The organism is Sorangium sp. So ce367, from assembly GCF_051520455.1.
Lineage (GTDB): Bacteria > Myxococcota_A > Polyangia > Polyangiales > Polyangiaceae > Sorangium > Sorangium cellulosum_B.
Genome location: NZ_CP150334.1, coordinates 6,545,923 through 6,565,060 on the forward strand (window position 1 = coordinate 6,545,923; position 19,138 = coordinate 6,565,060).

The following is a 19,138-nucleotide window of genomic DNA, read 5'->3' on the forward strand; positions in this document are numbered from 1 at the left end:
GGACGCCACAATGACGGCAATGCCGTCAGCCGGACGGCCAGGAAACCGTGTTCGGCTCGCCGGCCACCAGCGTCACGTTGCCGACGCGCGGCGCGGCCTCCGGCGTCGCGGGCGTGAAGAGGCAGCTCCCGCTCCAGGAGACGTCGTTCAAGGTCACGGCCTGCGGGGTGCCGGCGTAGCCGATCAGGCCGATCTGCGGGCACGCGACCTGCGCGCTCGGCGGCGCGCCGCTCAGGACGACGGTGCTGGGCAGGATCTCCAGCTTGTGGATGATCCGCTGCGGCGCGGAGACGCCGGGCTTCGGCGCCACGACCGAGATGACGCCCGCGTACGGCTTGCAGCACCGCGAGGTCGGCACGCTGATGTGAACGGTGTGTGTGCCGATCTTGAGGGGCGTGACCTTGTTCGCGCCGAACCAGCTGATCTCGACGCCGTCGAGCACCAGCCTGGCGCCGCTCGGGACGATCTGGAAGACGACGTCGCGCACCGCCGGAACGTCCCCCGTCGGCGCGGCCGAGGGCGGGATGTGCGGCGACGGTGGCCGCGCGCGGGGCCGCGGCGCGCTCGCGACCTCCCTGGCGCTCGGCGCGACCGCGCGCACGTTCGGCGACGGGATGAGGGCGTCGATGGGCGTCGCCGACGTCGGCGGCGTCGGCGGCTCGGCCGCCGCGAGCGCGTCCCCGTCCACCGGCGGCGGGTCGCGGAGCGCGCGGGCGATCGTGAACGCAGCGAGGCCGAGCGCCACCGACCCCAGCGCGACGAGCAGCGCGCGCAGCGCGAGCTTCTGCCGGTTGCGGCTCGCGTTCAGCTTCGTGAGCCGCTTGAGGATGGTGAGGTCGTTCGGCGCGAGGGCCAGCGCCCGGTTGTAGTCGGCGGCCGCGCCGGGCACGTCGCCGCGCTTGCGGCCGGCCTCGGCGCGCGCCACGAGGCGCGGGACGAGCCGCGCGACGTGCCGCTCGGCGTAGCCTGCCGGGTCGGCGAAGTAGGCGGCGAGCTCGGCGCGCGGCTCCGCGATCTCGAGCGCCGTGAGCTCGGCCCTGATCTGATCCGCGAGCGCGCGAGGGGTCGCCGGGCGGGCGGCGATGTCGTGCGCGAGGGCGCCCGCGACGATCCGGCTCCAGCGCGCGCCCACGGTGGCTCGCTCGCGCTCGGCCTCCGGGTACATCCCCTCGAGCACCTTGCGGAGCACCTGCGCCGGGTTCTTGCCTTCGAACGGCAGGTGCCCGACGAGACACTCGTAGAAGAGCACCCCGAGCGCGAACACGTCGGTGCGCGCGTCGACCTCGCCGCCCTCGATCTGCTCCGGCGCCATGTGCGCCGGAGAGCCGAGCACCTGCCCCGTCGACGTGACGCCCTGAGCGTCGAGGATCTTGGCGATGCCGAAGTCGGTGAGCTTGATCACCACGCTCGCGCCGTCCCGGCTCTCGCCGGCACGGTCGGAGGGCAGCTCGACGAGCACGTTCTCCGGCTTCACGTCGCGGTGGATGATCCCCGACGCGTGCGCGTGCTCCAGCGCGTCGCAGAGCTCGAGCACCACCGCGGCGCCGATCTCGGCCGGCATCTCGCGGTGGGCGCCCAGGATCTTGCGCAGCGTGGCGCCGCGGAGCAGCTCGACGACGAGGTAGCGCTCGCGGTCCTGCTCGCTGGAGACGTCGTACACCTCGACGATGCCGGGGTGGCGCAGCTTCGCCGCCGCGCGCGCCTCGGCGACGAAGCGGGTGCCGACCTCCGCGTTCTCCCGGAGGTGCTTGTGGATGATCTTGACGGCGACCTCGCGGCGGAGCCGCGGGTCGCGGGCGCGGTAGACCGTGGCCATCCCGCCGTGGCCTAGCTCCTCGATCAGCTCGTATTTCTCGAGCTTCGGGAGGACTTCTGCGCCCGCGTTTCTGGAGAGGGATTCCTGCTCGCCCGACGAGCCCCTATCGCGGGCGGGCAGGCTCATTCAACGACCTTCACCCGAATCGTGTTGGTCGACCCCGAGACGCCGACGGGAGCGCCGAAGATGGTGACGAGCTTGTCGCCCGGCGAGACGAGGCCGTTCGCAAGCAGGTACCCGGTGGCGCGCTCGATCATCTCGTCCGAGTTCCGGAGCGCGTCGACGGGGAACGGCACCACGCCCCAGAGCAACGCGAGCCGCCGGCGCGTCGTGTCGTTCGGCGAGAAGGCGACGATCGGCACCACGGGGCGCGCCTTCGACGCGTACCGCGCGGTGAGGCCGCTCTCGGTGAACGCGATGATGAGCTTCGCGCCGATGTCCTTCGCGATGTCGCACGCGGCGCGCGCGGTCGCCTCCGGGACGTTGGCGCGCTGGCCGGGCTGCTCGCTCGAGAGATACCGGTAGAACGAGCTCTGCTCGGCCTCGGTGACGATGCGGGCCATCATCCGCACGACGAGCGGCGGGTGCGCGCCGGTCGCGGTCTCCTGCGAGAGCATGACCGCGTCGGTGCCGTCGAAGACGGCCGTCGCCACGTCGCTCGCCTCGGCGCGCGTCGGGCGCGTCGCGGTGACCATCGACTGGAGCATCTCGGTCGCGACGATGACCGGCTTCTGGTGCACGCGCGCGAGGCCGAGGATCTCGCGCTGGATGATCGGCACTCGCTCCGGGTTGAACTCCACGCCGAGGTCGCCGCGCGCCACCATGACCCCGTCCGAGGCGAGGATGATCGACTCGAGGTTGTCGATGGCGCCTGGCGTCTCGATCTTCGAGACGATCGGCGTCGGGCGACCCCAGGCCTCGCAGATGTCGCGCACGTGCCGGACCTCGTCCGCGTTGCGCACGAACGAGAGGGCGACGTAATCGACCCCCTGCGCGAGACCGAAGCTCAGGTCGGCCTTGTCCTTCTCGGTGAGGGCCGAGATGCGCACGCGCCTCGCGGGCAGGTGCACGCCGACGCGATCGCGCAGGCGTCCGCCCTGCGTCACGCCGGCGTGGACGCGCTCCCCTTCGACCTTGGTCACGGTGACGACGACGCGGCCGTCGTCGAGCAGGATGACGTCGCCGGCCTGCAGATCGGACGCGAGCCCCTCGTAGAGGATCGGGATCTCGCCGGGCGTCGCGACAGGGCTGTCCCTGTTCGCCTCGATCAGGGTGACCGAAGCCCCGTCAGCCACCTCGAAGGTGTTGCCGGGGAAGCGACCGGCTCGGATCTTCGGGCCGCAGAGGTCCTGCAGGATAGCCACAGGCTTCCCGCATGCCTCCGCAGCCGCACGGACCGTGGCGATTGCTTTGCCATGATCCTCATGCGAGCCGTGAGAGAAGTTGAGTCGAGCGACATCCATACCGGCGCGGATAAGCTGCTCCAGCGTCGTTTGAGAGTCACACGAAGGGCCAATGGTACAGACGATTTTCGCTCTGCGTACGAGCACGGGCGGAGCATGCCACGAGCAGGGGTCGCGACACTACCCTGATTGTGAACGGGCCATGCGGACTTCACCGGATTCCAACAAAGCAGCTGGGAAATGAGCCGCTGCGCGGCGCGGCGCCCGCGCGCGTCAACGCAGCAGCGGAGCGCGGCGTCCGGCCGTGCGCAGCAGCGATCGGCGCGCAGGGCCGCGGATCGCTGCGAATCGGAGATCTCTCGGAGGGGGAGTGAGCGGCGGGATGGATCGGGCGCGCGCCGCAGCGCGGCATGAGGTCCCGCCTTGAGGTCTTGTGACTAGGAGCGGCGCTCTCGGCGCTCGCGCGGCGGCCCGCCACGATCGCGCTCCATGCCGGGCCGCGATCCGCGATCGCCGCCGCGATCGCCGCCTCGCCCGCCCGGCCCATCGCGCCGCGGCGGCGGGCCGGCGTCGCGCGCCTGCGCCATGCGCTCGCGCGCCCGATCGCCCTCTTCGCCTTCCGGGAGCGGGAGGAGCTCGCGCCGGCTCAGCCGGATCTTCCCCTCACGATCGACGCTCAACACCTTCACGTCGAGCGAATCTCCCTCCTTGAGGACGTCCTCGACGCGCTCGACGCGCGTGTGCGCCATCTCCGAGATGTGCAGCAGGCCGTCGGTGTTCGGGAGGATCTCGACGAAGGCGCCGAAGTCGGTGATGCGCTTGACCGTCCCCTTGTAGGTCGCGCCGACCTCGGGCTCGGCCGTCAGGCCCTTGATGATGTCGAGCGCCCTCTTCACCGCGTCGGAGTCGGCCGACGCGACGTTCACCGTGCCGTCGTCCTCGACGTCGATCGCGACGCCGGTCTGGTCGACGATGCCCTTGATGGTCTTGCCGCCGGGGCCGATGATCAGCCGGATCTGGTCGGGCTTGACGCGCACCGTGGTGATCCGCGGCGCGTACTGGCTGAGCTCGGGCCGCGTGGTCGGCAGCGTCTCGAGCATCTTGCCCAGGATGTGGAGCCGCCCCTCGCGCGCCTGATCCAGCGCCTGCGCCAGGATCTGCCGGCTCAGGCCCGCGATCTTGATGTCCATCTGGATCGCGGTCACGCCGCGCGCGGTGCCGCAGACCTTGAAGTCCATGTCACCGAGGTGATCCTCGTCGCCGAGGATGTCCGAGAGCACCGCGTAGCGCTGGCCCTCCATGATGAGGCCCATCGCGATGCCCGCGACGGGCGACTTGATCGGCACGCCCGCGTCCATGAGCGAGAGGCACCCGCCGCAGACGGCCGCCATCGACGACGAGCCGTTCGACTCGAGCGTCTCCGACACGATGCGGATCGTGTACGGGAACTGATCCGGCGCCGGGATCATCCGGGAGAGCGCGCGCTCGGCGAGCGCGCCATGGCCGATCTCGCGCCGGCCGGGGCCGCGGAGCGGCTTCGTCTCGCCCGTCGAGAAGGGGGGGAAGTTGTAGTGGAGGTAGAAGCGCTTCCACGTCTCCCCCATCAGGCCGTCAATCTTCTGCTCGTCGGTCGAGGTGCCGAGCGTCGTCGTGACGATCGCCTGCGTCTCGCCGCGCTGGAACAGGGCGCTGCCGTGCACGCGCGGGAGCAGGCCGACCTCGCACATGATCGGCCGGATGCTCCTGCCGTCGCGGCCGTCGATGCGCCTGCCCTCCTCGGTCACGTAGGTGCGGACGACGTGCGCCTTGCGCTCCTCGAACTCCGCCTTCACGAGCCCCTGGAGGGGCAGGAGCTTCTCGGCGCCGAGCTCGGCGCTCAGCGTCTCGGTCAGCTTCTTCTTGAGCGAGCTGTAGCCGTCGTAGCGCGCCTTCTTGTCGGTCACCTTCGTCGCGGCCTTCAGGTCCTCGTCGACGATCTGGGCGACGCGCCGCTTGATCTCGTCCGGCAGCGCCGGCGCGACGAACTCGCGCTTCGGCTTGCCCACCGCGGCGCGCATCTTCTCGATCAGATCGATGACCGGCTGCGCGGTCTCGTGCGCGAACATCAGCGCGTCGATGATCTCCGCCTCGGTCGCCTCCGCGGCGCCGCCCTCGACCATCACGATCGCGTCGCGCGAGCAGGCGACGACGAGATCGATGTCGCAGCGCTCGATGTCGGCGACCGTGGGGTACGCCACGAACTCGCCGTCGAGCCGGCCGACGCGCACGCCCACGACCGGCCCGTGCCAGGGGATGTCCGAGATGTGCAGCGCGGCGCTCGCCCCCGTCAGGGCGAGGACGTCCGCCTTGTTCTGCTTGTCGCTGGAGAGGACGGTCGCGATGATCTGCGTGTCCCGCTTGAAGCCCTCCGGGAAGAGGGGGCGGAGCGGGCGATCCATGAGGCGGCTCGAGAGGATCTCCTCCTCGCGCTGGCGCGCCTCGCGTTTGAAGAAGCCGCCGGGGATCTTGCCGGCGGCGTACGTCTTCTCGACGAACTCACAGGTGAGGGGGAAGAAGTCGAGGCCCGGCCGCTCGTCTTGCGAGACGGCGGTCACGAGCACCATCGTATCGCCGTAGGTGACGAGCACGGCCCCGTGAGCCTGCTTGGCCAGGCGGCCGGTCTCGAGGGTGAGGGCACGGCCGCCCACCATGACGGATTCACGAACGAACATTGGGATTTCAGCTCTCTCTCGCGCGATCGCGAGGGCCGCTGCGTGCGGCGCTACGCCGAGCGCGAGGGGCTGCTCTTCTTCCTCGGTTCCTGCGCAGGAGCCGACCTGCTGCGCACGAAGCGAAGACGAAGACGCGCGGAGCCCGCGCTCGGGAACGGCGAGGCCCGATCGCCCCGCCGGTCCGTGGTCAATGAGTGACCTCCTTAGAGCGTCCGCTCCACTCTCGCCAGCGCAAAACGCAGGCGTTCAGGGGTGCGTCCCGCAAAACCTCCCGAACGGAAGGGACCGGAACGGCCGCGCGCGCAGGGGTGCTTGTGCAGAAAGGCGCGCGCGGAGCCGCGGATGAGGCGGACCGCGCGCGTGCGGGCTGCGAGCAGGACCGATCACACGCGGACGAGCCGCTGGGGGAAACCGCCGGTTGTGGGGTGAAGCAGCAGGTGGGACAGACAGGCCCAGCGGGCCGACGGCAGGCGAGGTCGCCTGCTCTCGCGCGGCGCGGGCGTGCGGCGCACGCCTCGCGCCGGGACCTCGGGCCTGATCGGCCCGAGGATCGCGCTACTTGCGGAGGTTGAGGCGGCTGATGAGGCCGCGGTAGCGCTCGATGTCGACGCGCTTCAGGTAGTCGAGCTGCCGGCGGCGCTGGCTCACCAGCTTCAGCAGGCCGCGGCGGGAGTGGTGGTCCTTCTGGTGCGTGCGGAAGTGCTCCTGCAGCTGGTTGATCCGCTCGCTGAGGAGGGCGATCTGGACCTCCGGCGACCCGGTGTCGCCGTCGTGGATCGCGTACTTCTGGATGATGTCCGTCTTCTGAACCGAGTGCAGCATGGCTGGCTCTCCATGGCCCTGCCGGTGCGCTACCGAGCGTCCGGGCCGGCTCGTCCTCTCCGGAGAAAACGGAAGAACGGGACCGGCGGCTGGCCAAGTGACGCCTGAATGTGAGCCCCACGCCCGTAGCGGCGGGAGCCCGCGAAGTTCAGGCCAGTGAGCTGAGGAGCGCGCGAGTATACGCAGGTGCCTCGGTCCGTCAACGCGGTCGACACGGCCGCGCGATTTGTCACCCCCAGAACGGCCGATTGGTTACCCTCGGTCGGCGATGCCCGGCACCATCCGGCCCCCCGACGAAGCCTCCCGAGCGCAGTCGGACGCGCGCGGCTCGCAGTCGGACCTTCATATCGCGAACGCGATGACGAGCCTCTCCTCTTCCGCTTCCGCCACGGCGCTCCCGACCACCGGGAGCGACAACTCGACCCCCAAGGTCTGCCCCACCTGCGGGGTCCGGTACCCGGCCGAGTTCAGGGTTTGCCCGCGCGACGCCGCGACGCTCGACGAGTCGGAGGACGACGCGGTCCGCGACGACCTCGTCGGCAAGACGCTCAACGAGACGTACACGGTCGTGCGCGTCGTCGGCGAGGGCGGCATGGGGCGCGTCTACGAGGCGCGCCACACGCGGATCTCCAGCAAGCGGTTCGCCATCAAGATGCTGCACCCGGAGTTCGCGCGGCAGCCCCAGGTGATCTCGCGCTTCCAGCGCGAGGCCGAGGCCGCGGCCGCGGTGCAGAGCCCGTACGTCGTCACCGTCTTCGACGTCCACCGCACCGCGGAGGGCCGTCCGTTCCTCGTGAACGAGTTCCTCGAAGGCAAGGAGCTCGCCGACTACCTCAACGAGGCCGGCAAGATGAAGACCGGCCCCGCCGTGCGGATCGTCCGGCAGATCTGCAAGGCGCTCGCCGCGGCCCACGCGAAGGGCGTGGTGCACCGCGACATGAAGCCGGAGAACGTGTTCCTCACCGGCGACCTCGCGATGCCGACGGCCAAGGTGATCGACTTCGGCATCTCCAAGGTCGACGACGCGCCGGGCGCCGCGCTCACGCAGACCGGCATGATCATGGGCACGCCCTCGTACATGGCGCCGGAGCAGGCCCGCGGCGAGCGCGTCGATCACCGGGCGGACATCTACGCCGTCGGCGCGATCCTCTACTGCGCCCTCACCGGCAGCCGCCCGTTCGACCGCAACGATCCGACCGCGACGCTCACCGCGGTCCTCACCGAGGACCCGCCCCGCCCGCGCTCGCTCGAGCCGAGCATCCCCGAGCCGCTCGAGATGATCATCCAGCGGGCCATGGCGAAGGAGCCCAGCCATCGGTACCAGACGATGGAGGAGCTCGACGCGGAGCTCGCGCTCTACGACACAAGCGAGGCCGAGCCCAAGGAGCTCGACGCCCCCGGGTCGCCCGGGCCGCGCGTGTCGATGCCGTCGGCGCCGCGCGTGGCGCCGACGATGCAGCTCCGCCAGGCGCAGCAGGTGAGCATGGCGAGGCCGCTCATCCTGCTGCTCTTCGCGCTCGGCCTCTTCTGGGTCGCCGGCAGCCTGGTCACGCTGGTCACCGCGATCATCCGCCTGTCACGCGGCGGCCAGGTGACCGACAACCTGACGGGCCTCGAGGCCGTCCTGCTCGCGTCCGGGATCGGCTTCGCGCTGATCACCCCCGCGCTGATCAGCGCGAGCCACGTGCGCAAGACCGTCTGGAACAACAGCATGAAGGCGGTCGATCTGGCCGACAACCTGCGCCGTCCGATCGTGGTCGGCCTGTGCGCGTACGGCTTCGCGTCGCTGCTCGTGCGGGTGGTGGAGGCCGTCGTCCTCCGGCGCGCGGCCGGCGTCGCGTGGCCCATGTGGGACGTCGTGCTGTTCGCGGTCGGCGCGGTCGGCGCGGCCGGCGCGTACCTCTTGCTCCGCAGCGAGAGCCGGTAGCTCCGCCCTAGCGCCGGTCCAGCCACGCCTGGAGCAGCAGCGCGGCCGCCGCCCCGTCGACGCGCTCCTTGCTCTTCCGCCCCGAGACGCCCCCGTCGCGCAGCCGCCGTGCCGCCTCGACCGTCGTCAGCCGCTCGTCGACGAGCTCCACCTCGACGCCGGCCGCGTCCGCCAGCGCCTGCGCGAAGGCCACCGCCCGCCGCGCGGCAGGCCCCTCGTCCCCGTTCATCTCGAGCGGCAGCCCCACGACGAACCGGGTGATGCCTTCGTCCCGAGCGAGCGCCGCAAGGGCCTCCAGGAGCGCCTTCCGGTTTCGCCCGTCGAGCAGCGGCCGCGGGTGCGCGTAGAGCCCGAGCTCGTCGGTCACCGCCACGCCCACGCGGGCCTTCCCAAGATCGATCGCCGCAGCGCGTGCCTTCGCCTTCGCCATGCCTCTGGAAAGACCCCATAGTCCTCGGGCGACGCGCCGGCGAGACCCGAGCGTAACCGGGAAGCATCCGACCGGCTTGACCCGCTCGCCAGCACCGACCATAAGCGCCGCGCGATGGAACTGCGCGCGGTACGGGGGATGAACGACATCCTCCCCGAAGAGGTGGAGCGCTGGCACAAGCTCGAGGGGGCCTTCCGCCTCCACGCGGAGCTCCACGGCTATGCCGAGGTGCGCACGCCGCTGCTCGAGCCGACGGAGCTCTTCCGGCACCAGATGGGCGAGACGACGGACGTGGTCGAGAAGGAGATGTACTCCTTCGAACGCCACGGCGATCACCTCACCGTCCGCCCCGAGGGCACCGCGGGCGCCGCGCGCGCCTACGTCGAGCACGCGGTCCACGCGAAGGAGCCGGTCACCCGCTGGTACTACCTCGGCCCGATGTTCCGCGGCGAGCGGCCGGCGAAGGGGCGCTACCGCCAGTTCTACCAGGCCGGCTGCGAGCTCTTCGGCGATCCCGGGCCGCTCTGCGACGCCGAGACGATCGACCTCGTCGCCGGCTTCCTGCAGCACATCGGGGTCGGCGAGTTCGTGGTCCACGTGAACTCGCTCGGCAGCGCGGGCACGCGCGAGCGCTACCGCGAGGCGCTGCTCGCCCACTACACGCCGCGCAAGGCCGAGCTCAGCGAGGACTCGCAGCGCCGCCTGGAGAAGAACCCCCTGCGCATCCTCGACTCGAAGGACCAGCGCGATCACGAGGTGTCGCGCAACGCGCCGTCGATCCTCGACCTGCTCGACGACGCGGACCGGGCGCACTGGGAAGGCGTGCGCCGCTGCCTCGACGTGCTCGGCGTGAACTACGTCGTCGATCGGTCGCTCGTGCGGGGGCTCGACTACTACACGCGCACGCTCTTCGAGGTGAAGGCGACCGCGGGCGATCTCGGCGCCCAGAGCACGCTCGCGGGCGGCGGCCGCTACGACGCCATGGTCGCGGGGCTCGGCGGGCCGAGCGTGCCCGCGATCGGCTTCGCGATGGGGATGGAGCGGCTGCTCACGATGATGCCCGGCGCCTCGCCCCGCCGGAGGCCTGGCTGCTTCCTCGCCCCGCTCGGCCAGAGCGGCGCGGATCAGGCGCTCGTGCTGGCGAAGCAGCTGCGCGCGCTCGGCGTCCCGGTCGAGCTCGACGGGCGCGGCGGGCGGCTCAAGGCGATGCTCCGGCGCGCCGACTCCCTCGGCGCGCGGCTCTGCGTGATCCTGGGTGACGCGGAGATCGAGCGCGGCGTGCTCCAGATCAAGGATCTGGTGGCGCACGTGCAGGAGGAGATCCCGCTGGAGGGTGCGGCGCGCGTGCTCGCGGATCGGGCCCTCGAGGCGTCGCCCGGCGGCCAGCGGGGAGCGCGTTGACCTCCGAGGCGATGGGAGCGCAGGGCTGCTCGGGAGGCGCGCGCGGCGCGCCGGCGGGCGAGGGGCGGGGCCGCGCTCGGCGCGCGGGATCGGCGCTGTCGCTCGCCGCGGCGCTGGCCGCGCTCGCCGCGCCGTCCGTGGCGGCGGCGCAGCTCGGCTTCGGCCAGCCCGGCATGACGCAGCCGCCGCCCGCGAGCGCGCCGCCGAAGCCGCCGCCCGGCACGCCGGAGACGCACGCGGCGCCGACGTCCGAGGAGAGCCCGATCCAGACCCAGGAGCCGACCCTGCCAGAGGACCCGCTGGCGGTGCCGCCCGCGGTCAAGAAGCAGATCGGCACGAACGACGTCGGCGAGTGGGAGCGCGGGCGCGCCGAGGAGATCCAGCGCGACTGGTACGGCCCCTATTACAGCGAGCGGAGCGGCAGCTACCAGTTCAGGACGGTCTTCCCCCTGTGGGCGGAGCGCCGGATGCCCGGCGACCGCGCCACGATGGTGACGCCGCTCTACTACAACCGCCGGAGCAAGGACGTCGACGCCGACGTGCTCTTCCCCTTCTTCTGGAAGCTCCGCGACGAGAACACGTACACGACGATCGTCGGCCCGTTCATGCACCGCGAGTCCGAGGGTCGCCCCGCGAGCCCGGGGCGGAAGGCAGAGCCGGGCCGGCACGACAACTGGCTCGCGCCGCTCTTCTTCGAGGGCAAGCGCGACGACGGGAGCGGCTACTTCCACATCCCTCCCCTGCTGACCTTCACGCACCACACGGCGCGGAGCGGCTTCAACCTGATCGGCCCCCTCTTCTGCAGCTGGAAGGGCGGCCCCGCGTGCGACACGCGCTCTGCCGACAAGATCGATCTCGGCCTGGCCCCCCTCTACTTCTACGGCCACGACGAGAGCAGCGAGTACGAGGTCATCCCGCCGCTCCTGCACTACTACCACTACAGCGACGTCGGAGACCGCTCCACGAACGTGTGGGGCCCGCTGATGTGGCAGCACTCCCGCAAGGGCGACGTGTTCAACATCATGCCCTTCTACTGGCACAGCTGGGGCAAGAACCACGATCGCACGACGCTGTTCCCGTTCTTCCACTACGGGTACGAGGGCAACAAGAGCCTGCTCATCACGCCGCTCTTCCTGAAGGCGCGCGGCGAGGAGGGCGAGAGCACCTTCGCGACCTGGGGCTACGCTCGCTACCGAGGGCGGACGGAGCTCGACATGATCACGCCGCTCTTCTGGCAATACCGTGATCCGTCCATCGATCTCGAGCGGACGTTCCTGCTCCCGTTCTATTACCGGAACACCTCGCCGCGCAGCGATGATCTCGTGCTCTTCCCGTTCTATGGCCGCTTCAAGCGCCACGGGTTGAGCGACACCACCTGGCTCACGCCGCTCGTGCGGCACACGCGGGATCTCACAGGCTGGGAGACGGACATCTATCCGTTCTTCTACTCGGGGAGGAACCGCGACTCGACGCACCTCGTCGTCGCGCCGTTCCTCTGGGACTTCGCGTCGCCGACGTCGCGCACCACGGTGGCCCTGCCGTTCTTCTTCCGGTTCGCGGATCCAAACTCGGTGACGCAGGTCGCGCTCAACACCGTGTACCGGGAGCACCGGGTGCGGAACGGCAAGGAGTGGGAGTTCCACCTCGTCCCCCTGTTCTCGTACGGCGAGACCCCGGAAGGTCACTGGTGGAACGTCCTGTTCGGCCTCGCCGGGTACACGCGCGCGGGCACGGCGGCGACGATGCGGGCGCTCTACGTCCCGATCCAGCTGAGCAAGTGAGCCCGCGCGGTGCCGAGCTCCGCTGCCTCGGCGGTGCGCCGCCGCCCCCGGAGCTCGCCGCCGACCTGCGCCGGCTCCTGGAGCTGCCCGAGGGCGCGCGGCAGCGCCTCTGGGAGGCGCTCGGGCCCAGCCTTGGCGAGCCGGTGCCCGCCGCCGTGGAGCGGCTCCTCGACGCGTTCTGCCGCCGCCACGAGGTCGGCTCCGAGGCGCTCGCGCGCGTGCTCAAGGCGTGCCGATTCCTCGTCCGCGAGGCGAGCAAGCGTGACCTCGACCGCGCCGCGCTCGCGGCCGACCTCGCGGCGCTCGCGCCGGGCGAGGGCGCCGAGGAGCTCCAGGCGATCCTGCTCGCCGGCTACGACCAGGCCCGAGCGGTCGTGCGGCGGGAGATCGTGCGCGGCGCGCTGCTCGACCACGGCAAGCTGCTCACCGGCGTCGACTGGCGCGTCGACACGATCGCGGCCGCGAGCCGCGGGGCGAAGATCGCGGCGCCCGTCGTCGTGCTCACGCTGAGCTACCAGGAGGGCGAGCACCGCTCCCGGATCACCTTGCAAGCCACCCCGGACGTGCTGCGGGAGCTCCAGCAGATCTGCGCGCAGCTCCTCGGCTGATCGCGCGCCGCGTGGACGGCGACAGCGCGGGCGCCTCTTACCTGCTGCTGTCGCGCGACTCCGGGCGGGGCGCGGAGTTCGCGGAGACGACCTCGGCGATCGCGGAGAGCGCGTCCTCGGCGGAGAACGGCTTCTCCAGGAGCGGGCGGCCCGACGAGGCGAGGAACCGCTCGACATCGGCGCCGAAGCCCACGCCGGTCATGAAGATGAACCCCTGGGCCAGCACGGGATCGCTCTCGCGGATCCGGGTGTAGAAGACGTCGCCCGACATGCCGGGCATGCGCAGATCGCAGAGCACCACGTCGAAGCGCTGCCCGCCCGCGAGCATCCCCATCGCGGCGTCGGCGCTCGGCGCGAGCGCCACCTCGTGCACGCGGCCCAGCTGCTCGGACAGCGCGCGGGCGAGCGACGCCTCGTCCTCCACCACGAGCACGCGCACCCGCTTCGAGACGAGCCGCGGCACAGGGGAGACGCTCGGCGTCGCCTCGTCCGTCCGCCCCGCCGCGGGCAGCGAGATGATGAAGCGCGCGCCGCCCGGCGGGACGCTCCCCGGGACGGGGCTCTCCGCCGTGATCTGCCCGCCCGCGCGCTCGATGATCTCGCGGCTGATCGACAGCCCGAGCCCCGTGCCGACCTCCGGGCCTTTCGTCGTGAAGAAGGGCGCCCAGATGCGCGGCAGGTTCTCCTCCGCGATGCCGGCGCCGGTGTCGCTCACCACGATCTCGACCGTCTCCCCGTCGCTCCGCGTCTCGACCGTCACCGTCTGATCGCGGGCCTCGTGCTTCGAGCCCGGCTTCGGGATCGCCTGGGCCGCGTTGACGAGGAGGTTCACGATGACCTGGCCGAGCCGGCCGTCATCCATGAGGATCGGCGGCACTTCGGACAGGTTCTTCACGATCTGCGCCCGCTCGATGATCTGGCCGCGCGTGAGGCTCAGCGCGGAATCGACCGTGCGGTTCGCGTCCGTCAGCGTGCGGCGCGAGCCCTCGGGCTGCGGCGGGCTCGCGAACAGCTTGAGATCGCGGACGATGTCGACGATGCGCTTGATCGAGTCGCGCAGCTCCTTCACGAGCTCCGACGCGCTGGAGGCGGCGCTGCCCTCCATGCGCACGTTCGGGCCGCGCAGGAGGCGATCGAGCATGTCCAGGCCGAGCAGGATGAACGCCGCGGGGTTGTTGATCTCGTGCGCCACGCCGGCCGCGAGCGTGCCGAGCGTCGAGAGGCGATCGACCTGGATGAGCCGCGTGCGCGCCGCGTGCTCGGTGCTCACGTCCGCGAGGACGCCCTCGATCGCCACCACGCGGCCGCGATCCGAGACGAGCGGGTACACCGTGCCGCGCGCGGTGATCGCGTCGCCGCCCCGCCGCCGCAGGCGCGCCTCGTAGGAGGCCGACGGGGCCCCGAGCTTGGCCCGCGCGACCGCGTCCTCGAAGCACATCACGCCCTCCGGGTCGGCGTGGGCCTCCCCGAGGAAGCCCGGCGTCCTGAGCGCCTCGGCCACCGGCACGCCCAGGAGCCGCTCGGCGTGCCGGTTCAGGAACGAGAGCTCGCCGGACTCGGGATCGAGCCGGAAGATGATGAGCGGCGCGTTGTCGAGGAGGTTCCGGTGCTGCTCCTCGAGCTCGCGGATCCTGAGCAGCCGCTCGGCGGCCTCACGCTCCCCGGCGACGACGCGCAGCGAGCGATCCAGGCCGGCGCCGAGCGCGTCGGCGATCTCCTCGAGGAGCGGGATCGGCGCCGAGGCCGCCGCGCCGGCGTCCCCGTAGCCGACGACGAGCGCCGCGATGATCGGGCAGCCGAAGCCGCCGGCGCCGGCGCCGGCCGGCGCGGAGCGCGCGGCGGGGTGGCCGGGCTCGGCGCCTGGAGGCGCGGCCCGCACCGGGAGCGCGACGTACGAGAGGCACCCCTCGCTGGCGCCCATCTGGGCGAGGGCGTTCCCCGCACGGGCGTCGTCGCAGGAGAACGGCTCGCCCTCGGCGAACACCCGCCGGAAGAGCGCCGCGGGCGCCGGCAGGCGCGCGCCGAACGGCGCGGCGGCGAGCGCGTCGCCGCGGAAGACCGAGTACGCGCGGAGCCCGCCCTCCGGCTCCGGGAACACCACCGCGAAGAGCTGGAACGCGGCGAACCGGCCGACGGCCCCGGCGAGCTCCTCGAACGGCCTCGGCAGGAGCAGGTTCGAGTGGCGGGCCACGACGGTGAGGACGGCGTTCAACGCGACGAGGCGGCCAACCCTCTCGCTCGCAGGCTCTGCGTGCATTTCCACGACATCTCACCACGTCGGCGCGCAGGGACGAGAGGCATTCTTCACTTTTCTCCGGCCGGCGGGTCGCCTGCGGTCGCCGGGGACGTAGGCCGGGCCGCCGCGCCGGCGCAGCGCTCGAGCAGGCGGAGGGCGGCGTCCCGGCGCTCCTCGCTCACGGCCGGCCCCGTGCCGGCGGCCCCGTCGTGCGCTGCGTACTGGGCGAACATCCTGCGGGCGGTCTCGACGTCCTCGACGCCGCACGCGACAACGAGCCGCAGCCGCTCGGCCTCGATCCAGACCCGCTGGACGGGCAGGTGGGCCGCGAGCGCCCGATCCAGGCGATCGGCGGCCTCATCGAAGCGGCCGTCGCTCAGGTAATGGCGGCCTAGCAGGTAGCTCGGCAGGCCGTCGCCGGGGGATTGCGCGGCCCATGCGCCGAGGAGCTCCGCCGCACGGATCCTGTCGGGCGCGCCGCCGCGCGTGCCGATCAGCAGCTCGACGATGGCCGCGCGGGCGCGTTCGTCGTTCGCGGCGGCGATCTTCACGTCGAGCGTCCTGAGCCGGTCCTCGTCGACGAGCCGGCCGGCGACCTCGCCGTACCACGACGCGGCGCGCTCCCGGTCGCCCGCGGCGAGCGCGACGTCGCCGAGCCGCTCCGCCGCGCGGTCGCGCAGGTGGCGCGGGATCGACCCGTCCCCGGCGATGCGCTCGAGCTCGCGGATCCCCTCGCTCCGCTCGCCGGGCGCGTCGCTGGCGAGCCGCGTCTCGGCGATGGCGATGCGCGGCGCGGGGCTCCGGTCGAGCGACAGCACGCGCCGGTACGCGGCGATCGCGCCCTCGTGGTCGCCGCGCGCGCGCAGCGCCTCCGCCTCGTGGGTGCACGCGTCGACCACGTGCGGGCAGCGCCGCTCGAAGAGCGCCGGCCGATCGAAGCGGGCCTTCGCCTGCGCCTTCGCCGCGTCGGGGAGCGTGAGCGCGTCGAGATCGGCGTGCCACGCGCGCTCCATCACCTCCCACGAGGCGCCGGTGATCTCCGGCAGCGCCTTGCCGCCGTACCAGGCGCGCACCGCGTCCGCGCCGTACGTCGCGCGCACGTGGCCGACGAACGCGCCGCTCACGGTGTAGGCGGTCGACGAGTTCTCGGCGAGGAAGCCCAGCGCGAACAGGCGCGCGAGCGGCGGCAAGATCCCGAGATCTTTCATCGCCTTGGCCCACGCGCGCGGGCTCAGGTCCTCGCCCTCCCTTGGCGAGCCGGCGACGGCGATCCCCTCGATGAGCCCCGGGTCGGGGAGCCACCCGCCGAGCCGCCCGGCGACCTTGAACGGGCCGCGGGCGAAGGCGCCGGCGAGCACGTGCATGATCTCGTGCCCGAGCGTCGGGTGCGGGTAGCCGGCGGCCTGCAGGTACACCTCGCGGCGCCACGGCTTCGCGACGTACGTGCGCGACGCGCCCATGAGCGCGCCCTTCTGCGCCGCGCTCTCGAACAGGTAGGCGCGGACCCGGAGCGGCGCGCCGTCGACCACCGCGGGCGCCCCGAGCCAGCGCTCGCCGGCCTCGATGTGGGCGTCGCACTCGCGCACGAAGCGCTGGACGTCGGCCTCGCGCAGGCCGCGCGGGTGGACGACCTCGCAGCGCTGGCCCTTCGAGAGCGCGCCGAGCTCGGCCGCGATGCTCTCGGAGGTCTGGAAGTGGCCGAGGCGCGCGCCCTCCAGGACGGTCGCGGCGCTCAGCGCGGCGCTCGCGACGCCGAGCAGGAGCAGCCCGGGCCGGCCCTGCGGCTGGAACGACACCCGCCCGCCCGCGTCGTGCACGAGGTGCTGCGCGAGCGCCGACGCGGCGAACAGGGTGGCCAGCGTCCCCGCGCGGTACGTCAGCAGCCCGGACGCGTCGACGACCGTGTCGTAGAGGGTGCCGCTGAAGAAGCCGGCGAAGGGGTCGTAGGCGAAGACGATCGGGCTCGTGTAGAAGCGGACGGCGCTCACGCCGATCGCGCCGAGGGGGGCGGCGAGCGCCGCGAGGACGGCGATGAGCCGGCGCCGCCACGCCGGGCGGGGAGGCGCGGCGTCGTCGCGGCGGATGCCGGCGGCGAGCTCGCCCGCGACGGCGCCCCAGGCGCCGCCGAGCGCCGCGCCGAGCCCGGGTCCGAGGGCGAAGTGCGCCGAGCCGCCGAGCACATCGCAGAAGCCGGCGCGCAGGCCGTGCGCCAGCGTGGTGGCGTACGCGACGACCGCGAGCAGGGCGCCGCTCGCGACGCCGCGGCGGAACGCCTCGACAGGCGGCGGCCGATGCGCGGCGACGTCGAGGGCGGTCACGATCGCCGCGGCGCCCGGGACGATCAGGCCGGCGGCGAGCGCGCTCTCGTAGCCGGGGCCGTCGAAGAGGGGCAGGAAGCCGACGAGCGCCATCGCGATCGCGACGAGCGCGGCGCCGAGCCTGGTGGCCGGTGAACGCAGCAGCGTGGGCATGGTCGCGTGGGACTCCAGGGCTGCCTTCGTAGCCGCGCCTGCCCGGAGAGGCGAGCGGGATGCGGGCGCCCCGGCGCAATCCAGCGAGCAGCGTTCTCGATGGACGGTCCGGGGAGGACGGCGGTGTCTTCCGAGGACCCGACGACACCGTGAGCGGTGATCGCATGGCCGCCGATCAGCCGCGTTCGATAGTGCGCGCTTCTCGTTCCCTCCTCTTTTCTGCTCTGCTCACGCCCCAGACGATGTCCCCTCCGTCCCCTCCCCCCGCCGGCCTCTCACATCATCCCGATTTCCTGCGCCTCTGGGCGGCGCAGGCGGTGAGCGCGGTCGGCAGTCGCGTCAGCCGCACGGCGCTGCCCGTGATCGCCATCGTGAGCCTCGGGGCCGACGCGTCGGGCGTGGCGGTCCTCTCCGCCGTGTCCACCGCGCCGGCCGTCCTCGTGGGGCTCTTCGCGGGCGGGCTCGTCGATCGCTCGCGCAAGCGGCCGCTCCTCGTCGGCGCGGATCTCGCGCGCGCGGCGCTGATCCTCTCGGTCCCGATCGCGGCCTGGACCGGCACGCTCACCCTGCTCCAGCTCTCCGTGGTGGCCGCGCTGGTGGGCATGGCCACTTCCCTGTTCCAGATCGCCGACAACGCCTACGTGCCGGCGCTGGTGGGGCAGGACCACCTGGTCAAGGCAAACGCCAGGCTGGAGGGGACCGAGGCCGCCGCGGAGATCGCCGGCCCCGGCGCCGCGGGCATCCTGATCCAGGCGCTGACGGCGCCGGTGACGATGGTGGTGGACGCGCTGTCGTATCTCGTGTCGGCGGCGCTCCTCGGGCGCATCCGGGCGGCGGAGGCGCCGGCCGTCCCCGCGGGCGGCGGAGGCGATGGGGGCGCCTCGCTGGTCGAGGATCTCCGGGTCGGGCTGCGCCACGGCCTGGGCCACCCCGTGGTCGGGGCGACGTTCCTGGCGATGGCCGCCCACGCCCTCCTGCTCGGCGGGGTCTTCTCCGCGCTGTACATGCTCTATCTCCTGGAGCACCTGCGGCTGGACACGACAACGGTCGGGCTGATCATCAGCGTGGGCGGCATCGGCGCGCTGGGCGGCAGCTTCCTCGCGGGCTGGCTGGGCCGACGCCTCGGCGCCGGGCCGGCGATGATCCTCAGCCTGTTCATGAGTCAAGCCAGCTGCGCGCTCATCCCGCTGGCCACGCAGCTCGGGCGGCTCGCGGTGCCTGCCCTCGTGGTGCACCAGCTCATCGGGGACGCGTTCCTCATGGCGTTCATGATCCACGCGGTGAGCGCCCGGCAATCCATCCTGCCATTGCACGTGCTCGGCCGGGTCGATGCAACGCTCCATGTGCTCACCGGGGCGCTCCTGCCGGCGGGCACCCTGGCGGCGGGCTGGCTCGCGGGGCGGCTCGGCGTGGAGGCGACGGTCTGGGCGTTCGTCATCGCGGGCTTCGCAGCGCCGCTCCTGCTGCTGCGGCCCGCGGTGTGGCGGCTGCGGGCGGCTTGAGGGCGCGCTGATCCGCGGGCATGAGCATGC

Annotated in this window: 12 protein-coding genes; 5 read left to right on the plus strand and 7 right to left on the minus strand. The window is 72.5% G+C overall.

Annotated features, from left to right (window positions below; all coding sequences use genetic code 11):
* Nucleotides 1–25: 25 nt before the first annotated feature.
* The 4 genes from WME97_RS24840 to rpsO all read right to left on the minus strand — a co-directional run bounded on the left by WME97_RS24840 (nucleotide 26) and on the right by rpsO (nucleotide 6,752).
* Complete coding sequence (locus WME97_RS24840) at nucleotides 26–1,942, minus strand: serine/threonine-protein kinase (protein ID WP_437555283.1); 1,917 nt, start codon at nucleotides 1,940–1,942, stop codon at nucleotides 26–28.
* Nucleotides 1,939–3,366, minus strand: a complete 1,428-nt coding sequence (pyk, locus tag WME97_RS24845) for a pyruvate kinase (protein ID WP_437555285.1) — start codon at nucleotides 3,364–3,366, stop codon at nucleotides 1,939–1,941. The genes WME97_RS24840 and pyk overlap by 4 nt, the downstream gene beginning before the upstream one ends.
* 290 nt (nucleotides 3,367–3,656) lie before the next feature.
* Nucleotides 3,657–5,930 carry a polyribonucleotide nucleotidyltransferase gene (gene pnp, locus WME97_RS24850; RefSeq protein WP_437555287.1) on the minus strand — a complete coding sequence of 758 codons (2,274 nt, stop codon included), beginning with the start codon at nucleotides 5,928–5,930 and terminating at the stop codon, nucleotides 3,657–3,659.
* Nucleotides 5,931–6,485: 555 nt separating this feature from the next.
* Nucleotides 6,486–6,752: a 30S ribosomal protein S15 gene (rpsO, locus tag WME97_RS24855; protein WP_272093461.1), complete on the minus strand. Its 267-nt coding sequence runs from the start codon at nucleotides 6,750–6,752 to the stop codon at nucleotides 6,486–6,488.
* 358 nt (nucleotides 6,753–7,110) lie between these two features.
* On the opposite strand from rpsO, the gene WME97_RS24860 reads away from it, so the two are divergent.
* Complete coding sequence (locus WME97_RS24860) at nucleotides 7,111–8,679, plus strand: serine/threonine-protein kinase (RefSeq protein WP_437540576.1); 1,569 nt, start codon at nucleotides 7,111–7,113, stop codon at nucleotides 8,677–8,679.
* Between the two features lie 7 nt (nucleotides 8,680–8,686).
* Here WME97_RS24860 and ruvX read toward each other — a convergent pair whose 3' ends face one another.
* The gene (gene ruvX, locus WME97_RS24865; protein ID WP_437540578.1) at nucleotides 8,687–9,109 is read right to left on the minus strand and encodes a Holliday junction resolvase RuvX; all 423 of its coding nucleotides are present in this window, start codon (nucleotides 9,107–9,109) and stop codon (nucleotides 8,687–8,689) included.
* 114 nt (nucleotides 9,110–9,223) lie between these two features.
* On the opposite strand from ruvX, the gene hisS reads away from it, so the two are divergent.
* The 3 genes from hisS to WME97_RS24880 are packed head-to-tail and all read left to right on the plus strand — an operon-like array spanning nucleotide 9,224 to nucleotide 12,899.
* Nucleotides 9,224–10,510, plus strand: coding sequence for a histidine--tRNA ligase (hisS, locus tag WME97_RS24870; protein ID WP_437540579.1), 1,287 nt, complete (start codon nucleotides 9,224–9,226; stop codon nucleotides 10,508–10,510).
* Nucleotides 10,507–12,291 carry a hypothetical protein gene (locus tag WME97_RS24875; protein ID WP_437540581.1) on the plus strand — a complete coding sequence of 595 codons (1,785 nt, stop codon included), beginning with the start codon at nucleotides 10,507–10,509 and terminating at the stop codon, nucleotides 12,289–12,291. The genes hisS and WME97_RS24875 overlap by 4 nt, the downstream gene beginning before the upstream one ends.
* Nucleotides 12,288–12,899: a COMM domain-containing protein gene (locus WME97_RS24880; RefSeq protein WP_437540583.1), complete on the plus strand. Its 612-nt coding sequence runs from the start codon at nucleotides 12,288–12,290 to the stop codon at nucleotides 12,897–12,899. Before WME97_RS24875 ends, WME97_RS24880 begins: the two co-directional genes overlap by 4 nt.
* 37 nt (nucleotides 12,900–12,936) lie before the next feature.
* On the opposite strand, the gene WME97_RS24885 is transcribed toward WME97_RS24880, so the two are convergent.
* Together WME97_RS24885 and WME97_RS24890 are read right to left on the minus strand one after the other, a co-directional pair.
* Nucleotides 12,937–15,156: a hybrid sensor histidine kinase/response regulator gene (locus WME97_RS24885; protein WP_437555490.1), complete on the minus strand. Its 2,220-nt coding sequence runs from the start codon at nucleotides 15,154–15,156 to the stop codon at nucleotides 12,937–12,939.
* A 47-nt stretch (nucleotides 15,157–15,203) separates the two neighbouring features.
* Complete coding sequence (locus WME97_RS24890) at nucleotides 15,204–17,606, minus strand: hypothetical protein (protein ID WP_437540585.1); 2,403 nt, start codon at nucleotides 17,604–17,606, stop codon at nucleotides 15,204–15,206.
* Between the two features lie 242 nt (nucleotides 17,607–17,848).
* On the opposite strand from WME97_RS24890, the gene WME97_RS24895 reads away from it, so the two are divergent.
* Complete coding sequence (locus WME97_RS24895) at nucleotides 17,849–19,108, plus strand: MFS transporter (RefSeq protein WP_437540587.1); 1,260 nt, start codon at nucleotides 17,849–17,851, stop codon at nucleotides 19,106–19,108.
* Nucleotides 19,109–19,138: the final 30 nt, after the last annotated feature.